Here is a 17,055-nt window from a genome sequence, read left to right as displayed (position 1 = left end):
TCCCTTTCCCTCCACCGTACGGAGCGGTCTGTCTCGAACGCTGCCTGCAGCAAAGGGATTTACCCCTTTTTGTCAGAGTGTCGTCAGAACTTGCAGCGTGGGAGACGTACGTGCGCAGAGTCAGGAGACCCGTGAGACCGCCCGCGGAAGGTCGTCGCGGGCCGCGTGGTCAGCAGGAGCGGGGCAACCGGATCGCCGTACTCGACGCACTGCGGCTCGTCGCGGCGCTGATGGTGGTGTTCTACCACTACGTCGCCTTCGGCGAGGGGTGGGACGGCCCGCAGGCCCAGCTCTTCCCCGTCCTGTTCCGCCCCTCCGCCTACGGCTGGCTCGGCGTCCACCTCTTCTTCATGATCAGCGGCTTCGTCATCTGCATGAGCTGCTGGGGACGCACGGTGCCGGACTTCTTCACCTCCCGCGTGATCAGGCTGTTCCCCGCGTACTGGCTGGGCGTGCTGGCGACCACCGCCGTGGTCACCCTGGTGCCGGGCGGCCTGGCGCCTCAGGCGTGGCGTGACGTGCTGGTCAATCTGACCATGCTCCAGTGGCCGGTCGCCGTCGAGCACGTCGACGGCGTGTACTGGACGCTCTGGGCCGAACTGCGCTTCTATCTGCTGTTCGCCCTCGTGCTGTGGCGGGGTCTGACCTACCGGCGTGTCGTCGCGTTCTGCTGCGTGTGGGCGACCGCCGCACTGCTGGCCAAGGGCTACGGCTCGGGTCCGCTGAGCGACCTGCTCATGGCGCAGTACTGCTGGTTCTTCATCGCCGGTCTGGCCTTCTACCTGATCCACCGCTTCGGCCAGAACACGCTGCTGTGGGGCATCGTCGCCCTGTGCTTCGCGATGGGGCAGCTCACCGCGGTGCGCGGCTGGCGCCGGACGCTGCAGTACGTGGGGCACAACGTGCCCAGCTGGGGTGTCGCGGTACTGATCACGCTCTTCTTCGCCGTGATGGCGGGGGTGTCCCTCGGCTGGTTCCGCCGCGTGGACTGGCGCTGGCTGCCGGCCGCCGGGGCGCTGACCTACCCCCTCTACCTGCTGCACGAGTCCGTCGGCTGGGAGATCTTCCACCATCTCCAGTACCGGGTGGACCGCTGGGCGCTGCTCGGCTCCACGGTGCTGGGCATGCTCCTGCTGGCCCACCTGGTGCACCGCTGGGTGGAGCGGCCGGTGTCACGGCGGCTCAGGACGGCGCTGAACGCCTCGTTCGCGCAGATGCGGGCCGGCGACGCGGGCGCGAAGGGCCGTACCCCGCCGGGCGGCGGTCCCCGGACCGTCATCGGCCACAGTGGCGTGACACTCCCCCAGCAGCGTGGTCCTGAGCTGGAGGGCGCCCCTGCCGCAGGAGCCGTGCACTGAGTCGTTGTCACTCAGGCGCGCGCCACACCCGGTCCGCGCCGGCCCTCGGAAAACCGAGCGCTGTTCGATTATTTTCGAATAGCCTGAGGCGTCACATCAGGGTGGGGCGCGGCAGGCGCTCGCACAGGCGAGGAGTTCCGGCATGGCAGAGGTCGTACTGTTCCACCACGTCCAGGGGCTGACTCCCGGGGTGGTCGCCTTCGCCGACGAGCTCCGGGCCGCGGGGCACACCGTCCACACGCCCGACCTGTTCGACGGGCGCACCTTCGACTCGCTGGACGAGGGGATGGCGTACGTGCGGCAGGCCGGGTTCGGGGAGGTCTCCGCGCGTGGCGTGCGTGCGGCCGACGGTCTTCCCCGCGAGGTCGTCCACGTCGGCTTCTCGCTCGGGGCGGTGCCGGCGCAGAAGCTGGCGCAGACGCGGGCCGGGGCGCGGGGCGCGCTGCTGCTGCACGCCTGCATCCCGGTGTCCGAGTTCGGCACGGCCTGGCCTGAGGGTGTTCCGGTGCAGGTGCACGCGATGGAGGACGACCCCTTCTTCGCGGAGGACGCCGAGGCCGCCCGCGCGCTGGTCGCGGGGGCCTCCGACGCCGAGCTGTTCCTGTACCCCGGGGAGCAGCACCTTTTCGCGGACTCCTCGCTGCCCTCCTACGACCCGGACGCCGCCAAGCTGCTGACGCGGCGGACACTCGAGTTCCTCGACGCCGTCGACCGCGCCGCCGCGCACCCGCGCTGAGCGGTCAGGGGGTGCGGAGAGCCTCGGTCGCGTACACCCAGAGGCGGTCCGCCGCTTCCGGGTCGACGGCGTGGGCGGCGACGCCTCCCGTCGGATTCTCCTCCGTGACGACCGGCGCCTCCTGGTTGTCCTCGAAGTAGCGGCCCGTCACCCCTTCCAAGAGGGGTGAGGCGGCCAGCAGCACCGAGGTGGCGGCTCCCTGCGCGGGCGTCTTGTAGTACGGCAGCGGCGTCACGTTGCCGTCGTCGTCCATGACGCCGAACGCGCGCATCGTGTCCTCGTCGAGGTGACGCTGCAGATTGGTGAGGATGTAGCCGGGGTTCAGCGCGTTGGCCGTGATGCCGTCGGCGGCCCAACGGCGGGCGCCTGCCGCGAGGAGGACGTCGGCGGACTTCGACTGTCCGTACGCGGTCCAGGGGTCGTACGGGCGGTGCTCGAAGTGGGGGTCGTCGAAGTCGAAGGGTGCGTTGAGGTGGGCGCCCGAGCTGACGACCACGATGCGGGCGGAGCCCGCCTCCCTCAGCGACGGGTGCAGCCCGGTCGCGAGGGCGAAGTGGCCCAGGTGGTTGGTGGCGAGCTGCATCTCCCAGCCCCGGGGGGTGAGGGTGCGCTCGGGCAGGGCCATGATTCCGGCGTTGGCGACCAGGATGTCGAGCGGGCCGCTCCAGTTCCGTACGAAGGCGTCGACCGAGGTGAGGTCGGAGAGGTCGAGGGGTGCGGTGCGCACGGAACCGGCGCCGTCGGCGGCAGCCAGTTCCCGCAGCAGCGGCTCGGCGGCCTCCGGGCGGCGTGTCGCGACGGTGACCTCGGCGCCGGCCTCGGCCAGCGCCCGTACGGTCTCGGCGCCGAGACCCGAGGCGCCGCCGGTGACCACGGCGCGGCGGCCGGTGAGGTCCACGCCCGCGATCACCTCCCGTGCGTCGGCGCGGGCGGTGAAGGGAGTGGTGAGGAGAGGGTGATCGGCTGCGTTCCGGGCGGCCGGGGTGTTCGTCGTCATGCTTCGACGCTACGGCGGGCGGGCTGGACGGGCTATGGTCGAACGTCCCGCACTCTTCAGCCACCGTCCGACTCGGAGGTCGTCATGGATCCGCTGGAGGATGTGCTCACCCTGCTGGACACGCGGAGTCAGCTGTCCGCGAGTCTGGCGGCGGGCGGGCGCTGGGCGCTGCGCTTCGAGGCGCCGCGGGGCGCGAAGTTCAACGCGGTCCGGCGCGGCTCCTGTCTGCTGGAGGTCGACGGGGTGGACGGGCCGATCCCGCTGGCCGAGGGCGACTGCTACCTCCTCGCGCGTCCGCGGCCGTACGTCCTGCGCAGCGATCCCGCGACCGCGCCGGTGGACGCCGGACCGGTGTTCGCCCGGGCCGGGGGCGGCGTCGCACGGGCGGGGCAGGGTGACGACGTGTTCCTCGTCGGCGGGCGGTTCTCCTTCGGGGCCCGCGCCCGGGAGCTGCTGCTCGACCGGCTGCCGCCGGTCGTGCACGTCCCGGCCGGCACCCCGCACGCGGAGACGATGCGCTGGGCGCTCGACGCCATCGACCGGGAGCTGACCCGTGGGGAGCCGGCCGCCGGGCTGGTCGCCGAGCACCTCGCCGTCGTCATGCTGGTCCACGTCCTGCGGCTGCACCTCGCGCGCGATCCGCACACCGCCTCGGGATGGCCGGCCGGGCTGTCGGATCCGGTGGTCGCCGCCGCGCTGACCTCGCTGCACCGCGAACCGGCGCGGCCCTGGACCGTCGCGGAGCTGGCGGGCGAGGCCTCGGTGTCCCGCTCCACGCTGGCCGCCCGCTTCAAGTCGGCCGTGGGGCAAGGGCCGTTGGAGTACCTGACCCGGTGGCGCATCGAGCTGGCGGCTCGGCAGTTGCGCGAGGGGAGCGCGACGCTCGCCGTCGTCGCCCGGTCGGTGGGGTACGGGTCGGAGAGCGCCCTCAGCGTTGCCTTCAAGCGCGTCATGGGTGTGGCTCCGGGCGACTACCGGCGGCGCCCCGCGCGAGAGGCGACCGCGACGGAGGCGCCGCCCTCCTGAGCCGCGCCGCTCACGGAGGAACGGACCGCCACGACAGGCCGTTTGCGTGTTCCTGCTCGAAGTGGCGACTCTTCGAGCATCTATTGACATGCCTATGTCGCTCCCGCCAGAGTCGGTGCCGCCAGTGATGCCCGGTCGTCCGATCGAAGGAGCGTTCACTCATGCCCGAACTCCCCCCTGTCTCCCGCCGATTGCTCCTGGGAGGTGCGCTGGCCACCGGTGCGGCTGCCGCCGGTGTCGGCACGGCGCACGCCGCTCCGGCCTCCGGGGCTGTCGCGGCCGCCGGCGGTGACGCGCCGCTGCCGACACCCACTCCCCCGCGCCGGCGCGGTCAGCGCTCGATGATCGACGTGCCGTTCGACGTCCACGGGACCGTCCGCGTCGGCATGATCGGTCTCGGCAACCGCGGGTCCGGGATGGCCGAGGGCTGGGCCGCCGTCCCCGGGTGCCGGGTGACCGCCGTCTGCGACATCCGCGCCAACCGCGCGACCTCCGTGGCGAACCGGCTCGTCGCCCTGGGCAAGCCGCGTCCCGCCGAGTACGGCGGCTCCGCGGACGCCTACGCGCAGATGCTGAAGCGGGACGACATCGACCTCGTGTACATCGCCACGCCCTGGGAGTTCCACCACCGGCAGGGCAAGGCCGCCCTGGAGGCCGGCAAGCACGCCATCGTCGAACTGCCCATCGCCACCGAGCTGGACGAGCTGTGGGACCTCGTCGACACCTCCGAGCGCACCCGCCGCCACCTGATGCTGTCGGAGAACTGCTCCTACGGCCGCAACGAGCTGGCCATGCTGAAGATGGCGCACGACGGGCTGTTCGGCGACGTCACCAACGGCCACGGCGGCTATCTGCACGATCTGCGGGAACTGCTGTTCTCCGACACGTACTACACCGACGCCTGGCGGCGGATGTGGCACACCCGCAGCACCGCGTCGTTCTACCCGATGCACGGGCTCGCGCCGATCGCCGCCGCGATGGACATCAACCGCGGCGACCGGATGACCGTGCTGCGGGCGACGGCCACCGAGCCGAAGGGGCTCGCGGACTACCGGGAGCGTTTCATCGACCGGTCCCATCCCTCGTGGAAGGAGACCTACATCAACGGCGACCTCGTCACCTGTCTGATCGACACGGCTCAAGGGCGGGTCGTCCGGGCGGAGCACGACGTGAGTTCGCCCCGGCCGTACAGCAGGATCAACAGTCTGGCGGGCAGCCGCGGGATCTTCGAGGACTACGCGGGCACGTCGGCGACCGGGGGCCGGATCTACGTCGAGCCGGACCACAGCGGGCACTCCTGGCGCGACTTCGACTCCTACCGCAAGGAGTTCGACCACTGGCTGTGGAAGAAGATCGGCGACGACGCGGCGAACAACGGCGGCCACGGCGGCATGGACTACGTGCTGCAGTGGCGCACCGTGCAGCTGATGCGGTCCGGTCTGGTGCCGGACATCGACGTGTACGACTCCGCCGCCTGGTGCGCGCCGGTGCCGCTGAGCGTCAAGTCCCTTGCCGCGGGCGGCCGTCCGGTGGCGTACCCGGACTTCACGCGCGGTTCCTGGGTCAACCTCCGCATGGGTCTGGACTCGCGTGAGTCGGCCATGCCTCCCGTCGCCTGAGCGGCGTTGTGGACCACCGACCGAAGGAGCAGGACGTATGCACGCTTCCCGATGGCTCAGACCCGTCAGATCCTTCAGATCCCTCAGGCCGTTGAGTGCGGTGAGGGCCGTGGCCGTGGCGGCCTCGCTGGCGCTCGTCGCCGCGCCCGCCGCCTCCGCCGCCGAGCCCCCTGCGGACCCGCCGGCCACGCGGACCGAGGTGTCGGTGTCGCCCGTCGACCTGGACGGGCCGGCGATCTCGACCGTGACCGTGAGTGTGAAGAACGCCGGGCCGCAGCGGATGCGGTCGCTGAAGATGACGTTCGCCGGGCCCGTCGGCTGGGCGGTGCAGCCGTCCGTGGCCTCCGTGTCCGGTTCGCTCGGCGTGGGCGACTCCGCCCGGGCCGAGTTCCGCATCCGGGTGCCGGAGAAGCGGCCCGGGTTCGTGGTGCGGACGTTCACCGCCACGGCGACGTACAGCGGCGGTGACGGGGCCGGTTCGGCGACCGGGACCCGTAGCGAGGTCGTCGGCAGTCCGCTGCCCGATCTCGCCGCCGCCTACAACAACGTCGGCGTCACCGACGAGAACGACACCGAGCCCGGCGACTACGACGGGGACGGCAACAGTTTCTCCGCGCAGAAGCTGGCCGACGTCGGGCTGACACCGGGAGCCACCGTGCGCGCCCTGGGCGCCGACCTCACCTGGCCCGAGGCGCAGCCGGGCACCCCGGGCAACGTCTCGTCCGCCGGTCAGGCGATCACGCTGAGCGGGCAGGGAAGCCGGCTCGTGTTCCTCGGGTCGGGCGTCGGCAGCGCGGCCACCGGCACGGCCATCGTGCACTACACGGACGGCACGAGCAGCCGCGGCCAGTTCGGCTTCCCCAACTGGTCGTTCGACCCGGCCGACCGGCACGGCGCCACGCTGGTGGCGTCCGCCGACGGCCGTAACCGGCCGGACGGGTACGGCAACGCGGGGATCGCGTACCGGATCTTCGCCCACTCGGTGCCGTTGGACGCGTCGAAGCAGGTGGCGTTCGTGGTGCTGCCGTCCAACGGGAACGTCCACGTCTTCGCCATGGCCGTCGCTCCGTAGGGCACGGGGGCACGTCAGACGGCGTGGACCTTGATGCCAGCGTCGGTGAGGCGGGCGGCCGTGTCGGCGGGCAGGCCGGAGTCGGTCACCAGCACGTCGACGCGGTCCAGGCCGCAGATCCGGGCGAAGGCGCGCCGGCCCATCTTGGAGGAGTCGGTGACCACGATGACGCGGCGCGCCCGTTCGGCGAAGAGGCGGCTGACACTGGCCTCGTCCTCCTGGTGGGTCATCAGCCCCAGCTGCGGGTCCACGCCGTCGACGCCGAGGACCGCGACGTCGAGGACGACCTCGTTGAGGACGCCCACGGTGAGCGGTCCGACGAGTTCGTACGTCTGGGGGCGGGCGACGCCGCCGGTGACCACGATCTTCACCTGGGGGCGTACCGCCAGCTCGCCGGCGATGTTGAGGGCGTTGGTGACGACCGTGAAGGCGGGCGCCGACGTCTCGGCGGGCTCGCGGCGCCCCCGCCCCTCGCGGCTGCCGCCCGCCCTGAGGGCGAGGGCGCGGGCGACCTCGGTGGTGGTGGTGCCGCCGTTGAGGCCCACCACGTCGCCGTCGGCGATCATCCCGGCGACGGCGGTGGCGATGCGCTGTTTCTCGGGGGCGTGCCGGGAGGACTTGTAGCGCAGGGGCAGTTCGTAGGAGACGCCGTGCGCGATGGCGCCGCCGCGGGTGCGGACCAGCATCTGCTGATCGGCGAGCTCGTCGAGGTCGCGTCGGATGGTGGCCGGGGAGACGTCGAGTGCGGCGGCCGCGTCCTCGACCTCGATCCTGCCCTCGCCGGCCAGCAGTTCCAGCAGCTTGCTCCAGCGATCGTGCTTGGACATGTGTCGGACTCCCTCGGCCTCGGTACTGCGCTCCGGACACGGTAAGGGACGCGCCGGGCTGCGGTGCCCCACGGAAGCACCGTGCGTGATTCTGCTCGGAACTTTGTCACGCTGCGCACATAAGAGCAGTCGAAGTGCCCGATTTTGGCAACGGTCGGATAACGGCATATGGACCTGACCTGCGGTTCGCCTGAATACTTCCCGGCACGACAGATGCTCATTACTGCTCGTACGGCTCATCGACTGAGCATGTTCACGCACTTCTTGTGGAGACAAGGCGGTAGACGGCAGTGAAGAAGAGAATGCTCGTCCTCTCGGCGGCCTGCGCGGCCGGCGCCCTGGTCCTGTCCGCGTGCGGCGGCGGTGGCGCCGGGGAGTCCGCGGACGGTTCCGTGACCCTGAAGCTCGTCGCGGCCGACTACGGCGACAAGGCGTCCAACAGCTCCACCGTCTACTGGGAGGACGTGGCGAAGCGCTTCGAGGCCGCCAACCCGGACATCAAGGTCGATGTGCAGGTCGTCAACTGGAACGACATCGACGCACAGGTCAAGACGATGATCCAGAGCGGCAACGTGCCGGACGTCCTGCAGACCGGCGGCTACGCCGACAAGGTCGCCGACGACCTCCTCCACAAGGCCGAGGACGTGCTGTCCCCGGCCACCCTGCACAACCTGGTCGACACGTTCGCCGAGGCCGGCGAGGTCGACGGCGTGCAGTACGGCATCCCCTTCGTCTCCTCCGCCCGCGCCCTGTTCTACAACAAGAAGCTCCTCGCCGACGCCGGCGTCACCGAGCCGCCGAAGAGCTGGGCGGACATCGAGGCGGCCGCCGAGGCGCTCAAGAAGAAGAACCCGGACGTCGTCCCGTACGCGCTGCCGCTCGGTCCCGAGGAGGCGCAGGGCGAGACGCTGATCTGGGAGCTCGGCAACGGCGGCGGCTACACCGGCGAGGACGGCGCGTACACGCTCGACAGCAAGGCCAACGTCGAGACATTCCAGTGGCTGCGCGCCCATCTCGTCGAGCCGGGACTGACCTACAGCAACCCGGCCGCCACCGACCGCAAGACGGCGTTCGCCGACTTCGCCGCGGGCAAGGTGGGCATGCTCAACGGTCACCCGTCGCTGATCCAGATGTCCAAGGACGGCGGTGTCGACTACGGCGTGGCGCCCATCCCCGGCAAGGACGGCGCACTCGACTCCACGCTCGGCGTGGCCGACTGGGTGATGGCGTTCAAGGACAGCGGTCACCAGGAGGAGATCAGGAAGTTCCTCGACTTCGCGTACTCGAAGGAGAACACGCTGAAGTTCGACGAGATGTACAACCTGATGCCCGTCACCGAGGACACGCTGCAGGAGATGACCTCCAACGGCAGGCACAAGGACCTCGAGCCGTTCTTCGAGCTGCTGCCGAAGGCGTCCTTCTACCCGCTGGGCGACACCAGCTGGGACGCCGTCTCCGCGGAGATCAAGAAGAGCGGCGGCACGGCCGTCGGGGAGGACCCGGCCAAGGTGCTCGGCGATCTGCAGAAGAAGGCCGAACAGATCGCGGCGAACCAGTAGTTCCGCACGGCACCGACACACGGAAGGCGCTCCCCGTGTCCAGCAATGTCACCTCCGGCGGCCGCAGGCCGCCCCGCTCGGGCCGGAGCGGCACCCGCCGCTCCGGCCTCGGCCGGCTGGGGCCGCTCCCCTGGATCGGACCAGCCGTCCTGCTCATCGTGGTCGTCGTGCTGTGGCCGGTCTACGAGATGGTCCGCACCTCGTTCCTGAAGATCAGCGTCAGCGGCTTCGTCCGGGGCTGGGCGGGCCTGGACAAGTACCGCCAGCTGTTCGACGAGCCGGACCTCGGCTCCGTCGTCACCGCCACCGTGGTGTGGACCGTCGGCGTGGTCGCGCTGACGATGGTGCTGTCCCTGGGCCTCGCCCAGCTGTTCAACCAGCGGTTCCCGGGGCGCCGGCTGACCCGGTGGGCGCTCATCGCCCCGTGGGCGGCGTCCGTGCTGATGACCGCCATCGGCTTCAAGTGGATGCTCGACCGGACCGCCGGCGTGCTGAACACGCTGATGACCGACCTCGGCATCGTCGACTCCCCCGAGGACTGGCTGGGCGACCCGTCGACCGCCTGGCCCTGGATGATGTTCGTCGCGGTCTTCGTCTCCCTGCCGTTCACCACGTACACGCTGCTCGCCGGGCTGCAGACCGTGCCCGGCGAGGTGTACGAGGCGGCGCGGGTGGACGGGGCCGGGGTGTGGCAGACGTACCGCCGGATCACCCTGCCGCTGCTGCGGCCGGCGTTCCTGGTCGGCGTGGTCATCAACCTGATCAACGTCTTCAACTCGTTCCCCGTGATCTGGGGCATGACCCGGGGCGGCCCGGACAGCGACACGGCGACCACCACGGTGTTCATGTACCAGCTCAAGAGCTCCGACATCGGGGAGTCCGCGGCCATGTCGGTCGTCAACTTCGCCCTGGTCGTCGTGATGGTGGCGGCCTTCCTCAAGGTCAGCCGCTGGAACCAGGAGGAGGCGTGATGGCCCAGCAGACGATCCCCGCCCCCGTCGACACCCCCAAGTCCGCCTCTACGGGCGGCAGTAACCGCGCGGTCCGTCCCCGGCGCGCGCTGCGGCCCCGCACGGTGGTCGTGGCCGCCGTCGCCTGGCTGATCGCCGCCGTGTTCCTGCTGCCGTACCTGCAGATGGTGATCACCGCGCTGCGCCCGGCCTCCGAGCTGCGCGACGCCACCTATCTGCCGGACCAGTTCGCCTGGTCCAACTTCGTCGACGTGTGGCGGGAGTCGAACCTCGGCAGCAACCTGCGCGTCACGCTCCTCGTGGCCGGCGGCTCCACCCTGCTGGTGCTGCTCGTCGCGATCCCGGCCGCCTACTACACGGCCCGCGTCAAGTACCGCGGGCGCAAGGTGTTCCTGCTGCTGGTGCTGGTCACCCAGATGTTCCAGCCGACGTCGCTGCTGGTGGGCCTCTACCGCGAGTTCTACCAACTGGGCATGCTCAACTCGGTGTGGACCCTGGTGCTGTGCAACGCCGCGTTCAACCTGGCATTCGCGATCTGGATCCTCACCGCCTATTTCTCCGCCATTCCGGTGCAGTTGGAGGAGGCAGCGATGATCGACGGGCTCGGCCGGGGCGGCGCGCTGCTCCGGGTGACGCTGCCGCTGGCCATGCCCGGTGTCGTCACCGCGGTCATCTTCACCTTCATCGCCGCGTGGAACGAGTTCGTCATGGGACTGACCCTGTCCACCGTCCCGGAGAGCCAGCCTCTGACGGTCGGCATCAACAGCTTCATCGGCAACTACACCGTGCAGTGGAACTACCTGTTCGCCGCGTCGGTGATCGCGATCGTGCCCGTCGTGGTGCTCTTCGCCTTCATCGAACGCCATGTGGTGTCCGGGCTGACCGCCGGCTCGGTGAAGTGACCGGCCGGCCGCGCCGTACCCCCCCCCTCCCCCCGTTCCTGAAGGAGCACATCGCCTTGACCGCCATCAGTTCGTCCCGCACCTCGGCCGAGATCGCCTCCCAGCCCGCTGTGTGGCGCCAGGCCGCCGCGTCCCTGCCGCGTCAGACGGCGGCCCTGCCGAGGCGGGGCGAGCGCGTCGCCGTCGTCGGCTGCGGCACCTCATGGTTCATGGCCCAGTCGTACGCCGTGCTGCGCGAGACCGGCGGCCACGGGGAGACCGACGCCTTCGCCGCCTCGGAGTTCCCCGCCGGCCGGCGCTACGACCGGGTGCTCGCCATCACCCGGTCGGGCACCACCACCGAGGTGCTCGACCTGCTGCGCCGGCTGAAGGGGACCGTGCCGACGGGCGCCGTCACCGCCGACCCGGACACCCCCGTCATGCAGGTGGCCGACGCCGTCGCCGTCCTGGACTTCGCGGACGAGGAGTCGGTCGTCCAGACCCGCTTCGCCACCGCCAACCTGGCACTTCTCCGCGCCCATTTGGAGGCGGAGGACGCTCTGCCCGCCGGTGTCCTGCCGCTGGACGCGGCGGTCAAGGACGCCGAGCGGGCGGTGACCGAGCTGCTGGACGCGGCCGTGGTGGGCGCGGAACAGTTCACGTTCCTCGGCACGGGCTGGACGTGCGGGCTGGCGCTGGAGGCGGCGCTGAAGATGCGGGAAGCGGCGGGCGCCTGGACGGAGGCGTACCCGGCGATGGAGTACCGGCACGGCCCGATCAGCATCACCGGGCCGGGGCGCGTGACGTGGGCGTTCGGGCGGCTTCCGGAGGGGCTGGCCGGTGACGTCGACCGGGTCGGCGGCACCCTGGTCGCGGACTCCACCGGCACCGCCGGCGGTCTCGACCCGCTGGCCGACCTGATCCGCGCCCAGCGGCTCGCCGTGGCCTGCGCGCAGGCGCGCGGCTACGACCCGGACCGGCCCCGCAACCTCACGCGGTCCGTCGTCCTCCAGGACGGTCATGTCTGAGGTCACCGACTCCGGTTGCGGGGTTCAGGGGCGGCGGCCGTGATCCTCACCGTCACTCTGAACACCGCCCTCGACGTCACGTACGGCGTCGACAGCCTGCGCCCGCGTACCTCGCACCGGGTCGGGGCCGTCCATCGGCGGGCGGGGGGCAAGGGCGTCAACGTGGCCCGGGTGCTGGCCGGGCGGGGGCGGACCGTCACCGTGACCGGGCTCGTGGGCGGACCCACGGGCGCGCTGATACGCGAGGACCTGCACGGCGTACCCGGTCTGCGTGACGCACTCGTCCCGGTCGCCGGTGAGTCGCGGCAGACCGTGACCGTCGTGTCCGGGGACGACGGGGACGCCACGGTGTTCAACGAGCAAGGACCGCAGGTGAGTTCGGCGGAGTGGCGGGCGTTCGCCGACTGCTTCACGGAGTTGGTGCGCGAGGCGTCGGTGGTCGCGCTCTGCGGGAGTCCGCCGCCGGGGCTGCCGTCCGACGCGTACGCCCAACTCATCGGCATCGCCTCGGAGATGGGGGTGCCGACCGTGCTGGACACCAGCGGCGCCCCGCTGCTCGACGCGCTGGGCGCCCGGCCCGACGTCGTCAAGCCCAACGCGGCCGAACTCGCCGCGGTCACCGGGTGCGAGGACGCCGGGGCGGGCGCGGAGCGGCTGCGTGCCCTCGGCGCCCGGTCCGTCGTGGTGTCCTCCGGCCCCGGCGGACTCCTTTCCGTCACCCCGGACGGCCGTCGGCGTGCCGTACCGCCCGAGCGGCTGGCCGGCAATCCCACCGGGGCCGGCGACGCCTGTGTCGCCGCCCTCGCGGCGGGGCTCGCCGACGGCGCGGACTGGAGCGACGTCCTGCGCGAGGCCGTCGCCCTCTCGGCCGCCGCCGTCACCTGCCCCGTGGCCGGTGACGTCGACGCCGCCGTCCACGAACGTTTCCGTACCACCGTGACCGTGGAGGACCTCCATGCCCCTCAGCCCCACTGACGAGATCGTCGGCCCCGCCGCCCGTGCCGGCGTCGGCGTGGGGGCGTTCAACGTGGTGCAGCTCGAGCACGCCGAGGCGATCGTCGCCGGAGCGGAGGCCGCGGGCCGGCCCGTGATCCTGCAGATCAGCGAGAACACCGCCCGCTACCACGGCGGCCTCGAGCCGGTCGGTCTGGCGGCCCTCGCCGTCGCCCGCGCCGCGCTGGTACCGGTCGCCGTGCACCTCGACCACGCGGAGTCCGTGGACCTCGTGCACGAGGCCGTACGGCTCGGCTTCTCGTCCGTGATGTTCGACGCCTCCACGCTCCCTTACAAGGAGAACCTGCGTGAGACCCGGGAGGTCGCCGCGTACTGCCACTCCCGGGACGTATGGGTGGAGGCGGAGCTGGGCGAGGTGGGCGGGAAGGACGGGGCGCACGCGCCCGGGGTGCGGACGGATCCGGCGGAGGCACGGGACTTCGTCGCCGCCACCGGGGTCGACGCGCTGGCCGTGGCGGTGGGCAGCTCGCACGCCATGACCACCCGGGACGCCGTGCTGGACTTCGCCCTCATCTCGGCGCTGCGTGACGCGGTGGACGTGCCGCTGGTGCTGCACGGCTCGTCGGGCGTGGCGGACGCGGAGCTGGCGCGGGCGGTGGCGGCCGGGATGACCAAGGTGAACGTCTCCACGCACCTGAACAAGCAGTTCACGCGGGCCGCGCGGACCTACCTGGAGGCGCACCCGTCGGCGGTGGATCCGCGCACGTATCTGGGTCCGGCGCGGGATGCCGTGGCGGAGGCGGTGGCGCATCTGCTGGGGGTGCTGCGGGGCGGGCGGGACTGAGCCCTGCCGGGGGGTGTCTCAGCGGCCTGTGGTCGCTGCGAGGCCGAGGACGCGGTCGCGCAGCACGGGCAGGGCCGAGCGGATCCGGGCGACGTCCCCCATGTCGACGTCCGCCGTCACCACCCGCTCGTCGCGGTCCGCCTCGGCGAGCACGGTGCCCCAGGGGTCGACCACCGTGCTGTGCCCGCCCTGCTCCATGCCGCCGTGCTCGCCCGTGGCGCAGCACGCGAGCAGGAAGACCTGCTCCTCCAGCGCGCGGGTGCGGGTGAGGAGCTGCCAGTGGGACAGGCGGGCGGCGGGCCACGCGGCGGGGACGACGATCAGTTCGGCGCCGGCGTCGACCAGGCCCCGGAAGAGTTCCGGGAAGCGGAGGTCGTAGCAGATGGCGAGGCCGACGACGCCGAAGTCTGCCGGGACGGTCACGATGTCACGGCCGCCGCCCATCAGGGTCGCCTCGCCGGTGTCGAAGCCGTACCGGTGGATCTTGCGGTAGTGGCCGCGCAGTTCGCCGGAGCGGTCGAAGAGGAGCGCGGTGTTGTAGAGGGTGCCGTCGGTGTCCCGCTCGACGATGGAGCCGGCGTGCAGCCAGGTCCCGGCGTGGCGGGCGGCCGCCGACATGGTCCGGGCGGTGGGGCCGTCCAGCGGCTCGGCGTCCTGGGCGAAGCGGTCGTACGCCCAGGCGCCGGCGGTCCAGAGTTCGGGGAGGACGACCAGGTCGTCGCCGGAGCGGCCGCGGACCTGCTCGGCCAGCCGTCGCCGGCGTGCGGCCGCGGGCTCCGACGCCTCCACGACCGGCTGGATCAGTGAGACACGCACGGGTGTCACCTCCGGGATCGTGCCCCCGGTGCCGCGTACCCCCACCTCTCTTCGAGCGTAGGCGCCGGGCAGCGGGACGGCGACGGCGGTCGCGGGGCGTACGGGGTGGCCGTACCGGTCCCGTACCGGGTGGTTGTGCCGCCCGGTTTCCTCACCCGTAGGGGGATCTGGCAGGCTGGTGCACGCGGCAACCACGCCCGGACGACGAGGACCGGCGCCGGACCGCCCCCACCGACCCAGGCACACCGCTGCCGCCGGACGCCGTCCGGTGCCGTGGTGCGCGGAGCGGTGGGCGCCCTCACCCGGCTCCTGAGCGGAAGGTTTCCCCTCGCCATGCCCTTGGCTTTGTTCGCCCTGGCCGTCGTCGCGTTCGGCATCGGCACGACCGAGTTCGTCTCCATGGGGCTGCTCCCCCAGATCGCCGACGGGCTGGCGGTGTCCGTGCCGGCCGCGGGCAACGTTGTCTCCGCCTACGCGCTGGGCGTGGTGGTCGGCGCGCCGCTGCTGACGGCGATCGGCGCGCGGGTGCCGCACAAGCGGCTGCTGCTGATGCTGACGGGCGTGTTCGTCGTCGGGAACGTGGCCTCGGCGCTCGCGCCGAACTTCGAGCTGCTGTTCGCGGCGCGTGTCCTGGCGGGGCTTCCGCACGGGGCGCTGTTCGGCGTCGGCGCGGTGGTCGCCTCCAAGCTGGTCGCACCGGACCGGGCGGCCCGTGCGGTGTCGATGATGTTCCTCGGTCTGACGGTCGCCAACATCGTCGGCGTCCCGGCCGGGACCGCGCTCGGGCAGCAGCTGGGCTGGCGGTTCGCGTACGCGGCGGTGGCGGTCATCGGTGTGCTCGCCCTGGCGGCGCTGGTACGGCTCGTCCCGCACCAGCCGCGCGGTGAGCAGGCCGGTGTGATGCACGAGCTGCGCGCGATGAAGAACAAGCAGGTGCTGCTGGGTCTGGTCACGGCGGTCATCGGGTTCGGCGGCTTCTTCGCCATGTACAGCTACCTGGTGCCGATGCTGACCAACCTGACGGGGATCTCGGACGGGTCCACGACCCTGGTGCTCGCGCTGTTCGGCGTCGGCATGACACTGGGCACGCTCGTCGCGGGCCCGCTGACCGACCGGGCGCTGCGGCCGACCCTGTACGGCGGTTTCGCGCTGCTCGCGACGGCGCTGGTGACGCTGCACTTCGTCATCGGGCATCTGGTGCCCGCGCTGATCGTCATCACGATCACGGGCGGTCTGAGCTCGCTGATCACCACGCCGGTGCAGATGCTGCTGATGGCCAAGGCGCACGAGGCCCCGACGATGGCGGCCGCGTCCAACCACTCCGCCTTCAACCTGGCCAACGCGGGCGGCGCGTGGCTCGGTGGCCTGGTCATCGCGGCCGGCTGGGGCTGGTCCTCGCCCACGCTGGTCGGCGCCGCCCTGGCGGTCGTCGGCCTCGCCCTCGCGGCGACGGGCGGCTACCTGGACCGGGACCGGCGCGCCTCCAAGGTCGTGCTGTCGTCGACGGGCGCCGGTACGGAAGCGGCGGGGCAGGACAGGCCGACGACGGCCTGCGCCCAGGACCCGACCGCCTGAGCGACTGTTCGTCCCGCCCCCGTCAGCCGGTGGCTGACGGGGGCGCACTGCTTCTCAGCCGCGTCCGGAGCGAGGACGGCGCACTCCGTACGCGTCACACACGCAGGCGGGACCAGTCCAGAGCGCTGTCCCACCCCTGCTCCTTACGCGCCCAGCCGGTGACCGCGGCGATCACGGTGTCCAGCTCCTCCGTCCTCGCCCCGAAGTGCCTCTTGGCGGCGCCGTCGCGGTGTTCGACCGTGTAGTCGTCCCCGGTCGCGTGCCACACCTGGGCGAAGACGTGCGTCTCGTCCGGGATCCGTTCGATCACCAGGAAGTGGTCGCCCTCACCCCCGATACGCCGGACCAGCCCGGCCAGTTCCTCGGCGGACACACCGACGTGCCTCTCCCCGTCCTCAGTCCTCACCGTGATCTCGAGCATGCGCAGACTCTGGCACACCGGTCTGACAACGACGTCCTGCGCACTACCTCTGGACTTGCTCAAGAAGCGCTTCGGGTGCCCCTGCGGCCGGGCATGGTGCGAGCAGCCGATGAACGGCATCGGCGGAACGGGGGACTGCCATGGCCGTGGTGCTTGTGCTTGCTTTCGGATTCGTCCTGACGATCGCCTCCCTGGTCATCTGGTCGGTGATCCGGGGGATGTCACGCTCCTGGACCGGCCGGCACACCCCGCCGGGCGCCCGCCGCTCGCACGGTGTCGGCGGGGCCGGGAGCGGGCGCGGCGAGTCCGCGGCCCGGCGTCGGCACACGGTGGGCGGTGACCCACCCCCGCCGGCTGGTGGGCCCGCCACG

At 71.8% G+C, this 17,055-nt stretch carries 16 protein-coding genes and 1 pseudogene; 13 read left to right on the top strand and 4 right to left on the bottom strand.

Annotated elements, in window-relative coordinates; genetic code table 11:
• Positions 1-131 precede the first annotated feature (131 nt).
• Together AY578_RS32325 and AY578_RS32320 are read left to right on the top strand one after the other, a co-directional pair.
• Positions 132-1,358, top strand: a complete 1,227-nt coding sequence (locus AY578_RS32325; RefSeq protein WP_258906785.1) for an acyltransferase family protein — start codon at positions 132-134, stop codon at positions 1,356-1,358.
• A gap of 142 nt (positions 1,359-1,500) precedes the next feature.
• Complete coding sequence (locus AY578_RS32320; protein WP_258906783.1) at positions 1,501-2,094, top strand: dienelactone hydrolase family protein; 594 nt, start codon at positions 1,501-1,503, stop codon at positions 2,092-2,094.
• A gap of 4 nt (positions 2,095-2,098) precedes the next feature.
• On the opposite strand, the gene AY578_RS32315 is transcribed toward AY578_RS32320, so the two are convergent.
• Positions 2,099-3,091: an SDR family NAD(P)-dependent oxidoreductase gene (locus tag AY578_RS32315; protein WP_258906781.1), complete on the bottom strand. Its 993-nt coding sequence runs from the start codon at positions 3,089-3,091 to the stop codon at positions 2,099-2,101.
• Between the two features lie 84 nt (positions 3,092-3,175).
• Between AY578_RS32315 and AY578_RS32310 the strand changes: the two genes are divergently transcribed.
• The 3 genes from AY578_RS32310 (at position 3,176) to AY578_RS32300 (ending at position 6,808) form a co-directional block, all read left to right on the top strand.
• A complete protein-coding gene (locus tag AY578_RS32310) occupies positions 3,176-4,117 on the top strand; it encodes an AraC family transcriptional regulator (protein WP_258906779.1) in 942 nt (313 codons plus the stop codon).
• Between the two features lie 161 nt (positions 4,118-4,278).
• Entirely contained in the window at positions 4,279-5,736 is a 1,458-nt protein-coding gene (locus tag AY578_RS32305; protein WP_161231491.1) for a Gfo/Idh/MocA family protein, read from the top strand.
• Positions 5,737-5,845: 109 nt separating this feature from the next.
• Positions 5,846-6,808, top strand: coding sequence for a beta-sandwich domain-containing protein (locus AY578_RS32300; protein WP_258906777.1), 963 nt, complete (start codon positions 5,846-5,848; stop codon positions 6,806-6,808).
• A gap of 14 nt (positions 6,809-6,822) precedes the next feature.
• On the opposite strand, the gene AY578_RS32295 is transcribed toward AY578_RS32300, so the two are convergent.
• Positions 6,823-7,635: a DeoR/GlpR family DNA-binding transcription regulator gene (locus AY578_RS32295; protein WP_258906775.1), complete on the bottom strand. Its 813-nt coding sequence runs from the start codon at positions 7,633-7,635 to the stop codon at positions 6,823-6,825.
• Between the two features lie 290 nt (positions 7,636-7,925).
• Between AY578_RS32295 and AY578_RS32290 the strand changes: the two genes are divergently transcribed.
• Genes AY578_RS32290 through AY578_RS32265 form a run of 6 tightly spaced genes read left to right on the top strand, consistent with a single transcriptional unit; the run spans position 7,926 to position 13,872 of the window.
• Positions 7,926-9,194 carry an extracellular solute-binding protein gene (locus tag AY578_RS32290; protein WP_442480570.1) on the top strand — a complete coding sequence of 423 codons (1,269 nt, stop codon included), beginning with the start codon at positions 7,926-7,928 and terminating at the stop codon, positions 9,192-9,194.
• A gap of 35 nt (positions 9,195-9,229) precedes the next feature.
• Positions 9,230-10,165: a carbohydrate ABC transporter permease gene (locus AY578_RS32285; protein WP_258906773.1), complete on the top strand. Its 936-nt coding sequence runs from the start codon at positions 9,230-9,232 to the stop codon at positions 10,163-10,165.
• The gene (locus AY578_RS32280) at positions 10,165-11,067 is read left to right on the top strand and encodes a carbohydrate ABC transporter permease (protein WP_019523592.1); all 903 of its coding nucleotides are present in this window, start codon (positions 10,165-10,167) and stop codon (positions 11,065-11,067) included. Before AY578_RS32285 ends, AY578_RS32280 begins: the two co-directional genes overlap by 1 nt.
• Positions 11,068-11,123: 56 nt before the next feature.
• Positions 11,124-12,074 (top strand): SIS domain-containing protein, encoded by a 951-nt coding sequence (locus tag AY578_RS32275; RefSeq protein WP_028960411.1) that lies wholly within the window; start codon positions 11,124-11,126, stop codon positions 12,072-12,074.
• A 39-nt stretch (positions 12,075-12,113) separates the two neighbouring features.
• On the top strand, positions 12,114-13,049 hold the full coding sequence (locus tag AY578_RS32270; RefSeq protein WP_028960410.1) for a 1-phosphofructokinase family hexose kinase: 936 nt from the start codon (positions 12,114-12,116) through the stop codon (positions 13,047-13,049).
• Positions 13,030-13,872: a class II fructose-bisphosphate aldolase gene (locus AY578_RS32265; protein WP_019523595.1), complete on the top strand. Its 843-nt coding sequence runs from the start codon at positions 13,030-13,032 to the stop codon at positions 13,870-13,872. The genes AY578_RS32270 and AY578_RS32265 overlap by 20 nt, the downstream gene beginning before the upstream one ends.
• Before the next feature lie 18 nt (positions 13,873-13,890).
• On the opposite strand, the gene AY578_RS32260 is transcribed toward AY578_RS32265, so the two are convergent.
• A complete protein-coding gene (locus AY578_RS32260; RefSeq protein ID WP_026243642.1) occupies positions 13,891-14,688 on the bottom strand; it encodes a carbon-nitrogen family hydrolase in 798 nt (265 codons plus the stop codon).
• A gap of 333 nt (positions 14,689-15,021) precedes the next feature.
• On the opposite strand from AY578_RS32260, the gene AY578_RS32255 reads away from it, so the two are divergent.
• Positions 15,022-16,263 (top strand): MFS transporter, encoded by a 1,242-nt coding sequence (locus tag AY578_RS32255; RefSeq protein WP_026243643.1) that lies wholly within the window; start codon positions 15,022-15,024, stop codon positions 16,261-16,263.
• A 103-nt stretch (positions 16,264-16,366) separates the two neighbouring features.
• Here AY578_RS32255 and AY578_RS32250 read toward each other — a convergent pair.
• Positions 16,367-16,684, bottom strand: a pseudogene (locus AY578_RS32250) (DUF6891 domain-containing protein); the annotation flags it as partial.
• A gap of 140 nt (positions 16,685-16,824) precedes the next feature.
• Here AY578_RS32250 and AY578_RS32245 point away from each other — a divergent pair.
• The coding region (locus AY578_RS32245) for a hypothetical protein (RefSeq protein WP_258906769.1) at positions 16,825-17,055 on the top strand (231 nt) is incomplete at its 3' end.

This window comes from Streptomyces thermocarboxydus (genome assembly GCF_024760485.1).
Lineage (GTDB): Bacteria > Actinomycetota > Actinomycetes > Streptomycetales > Streptomycetaceae > Streptomyces > Streptomyces cellulosae.
The sequence above is the reverse complement of the archived record's forward strand: the minus strand, read 5'-3'. Positions and strand labels throughout refer to the sequence as shown.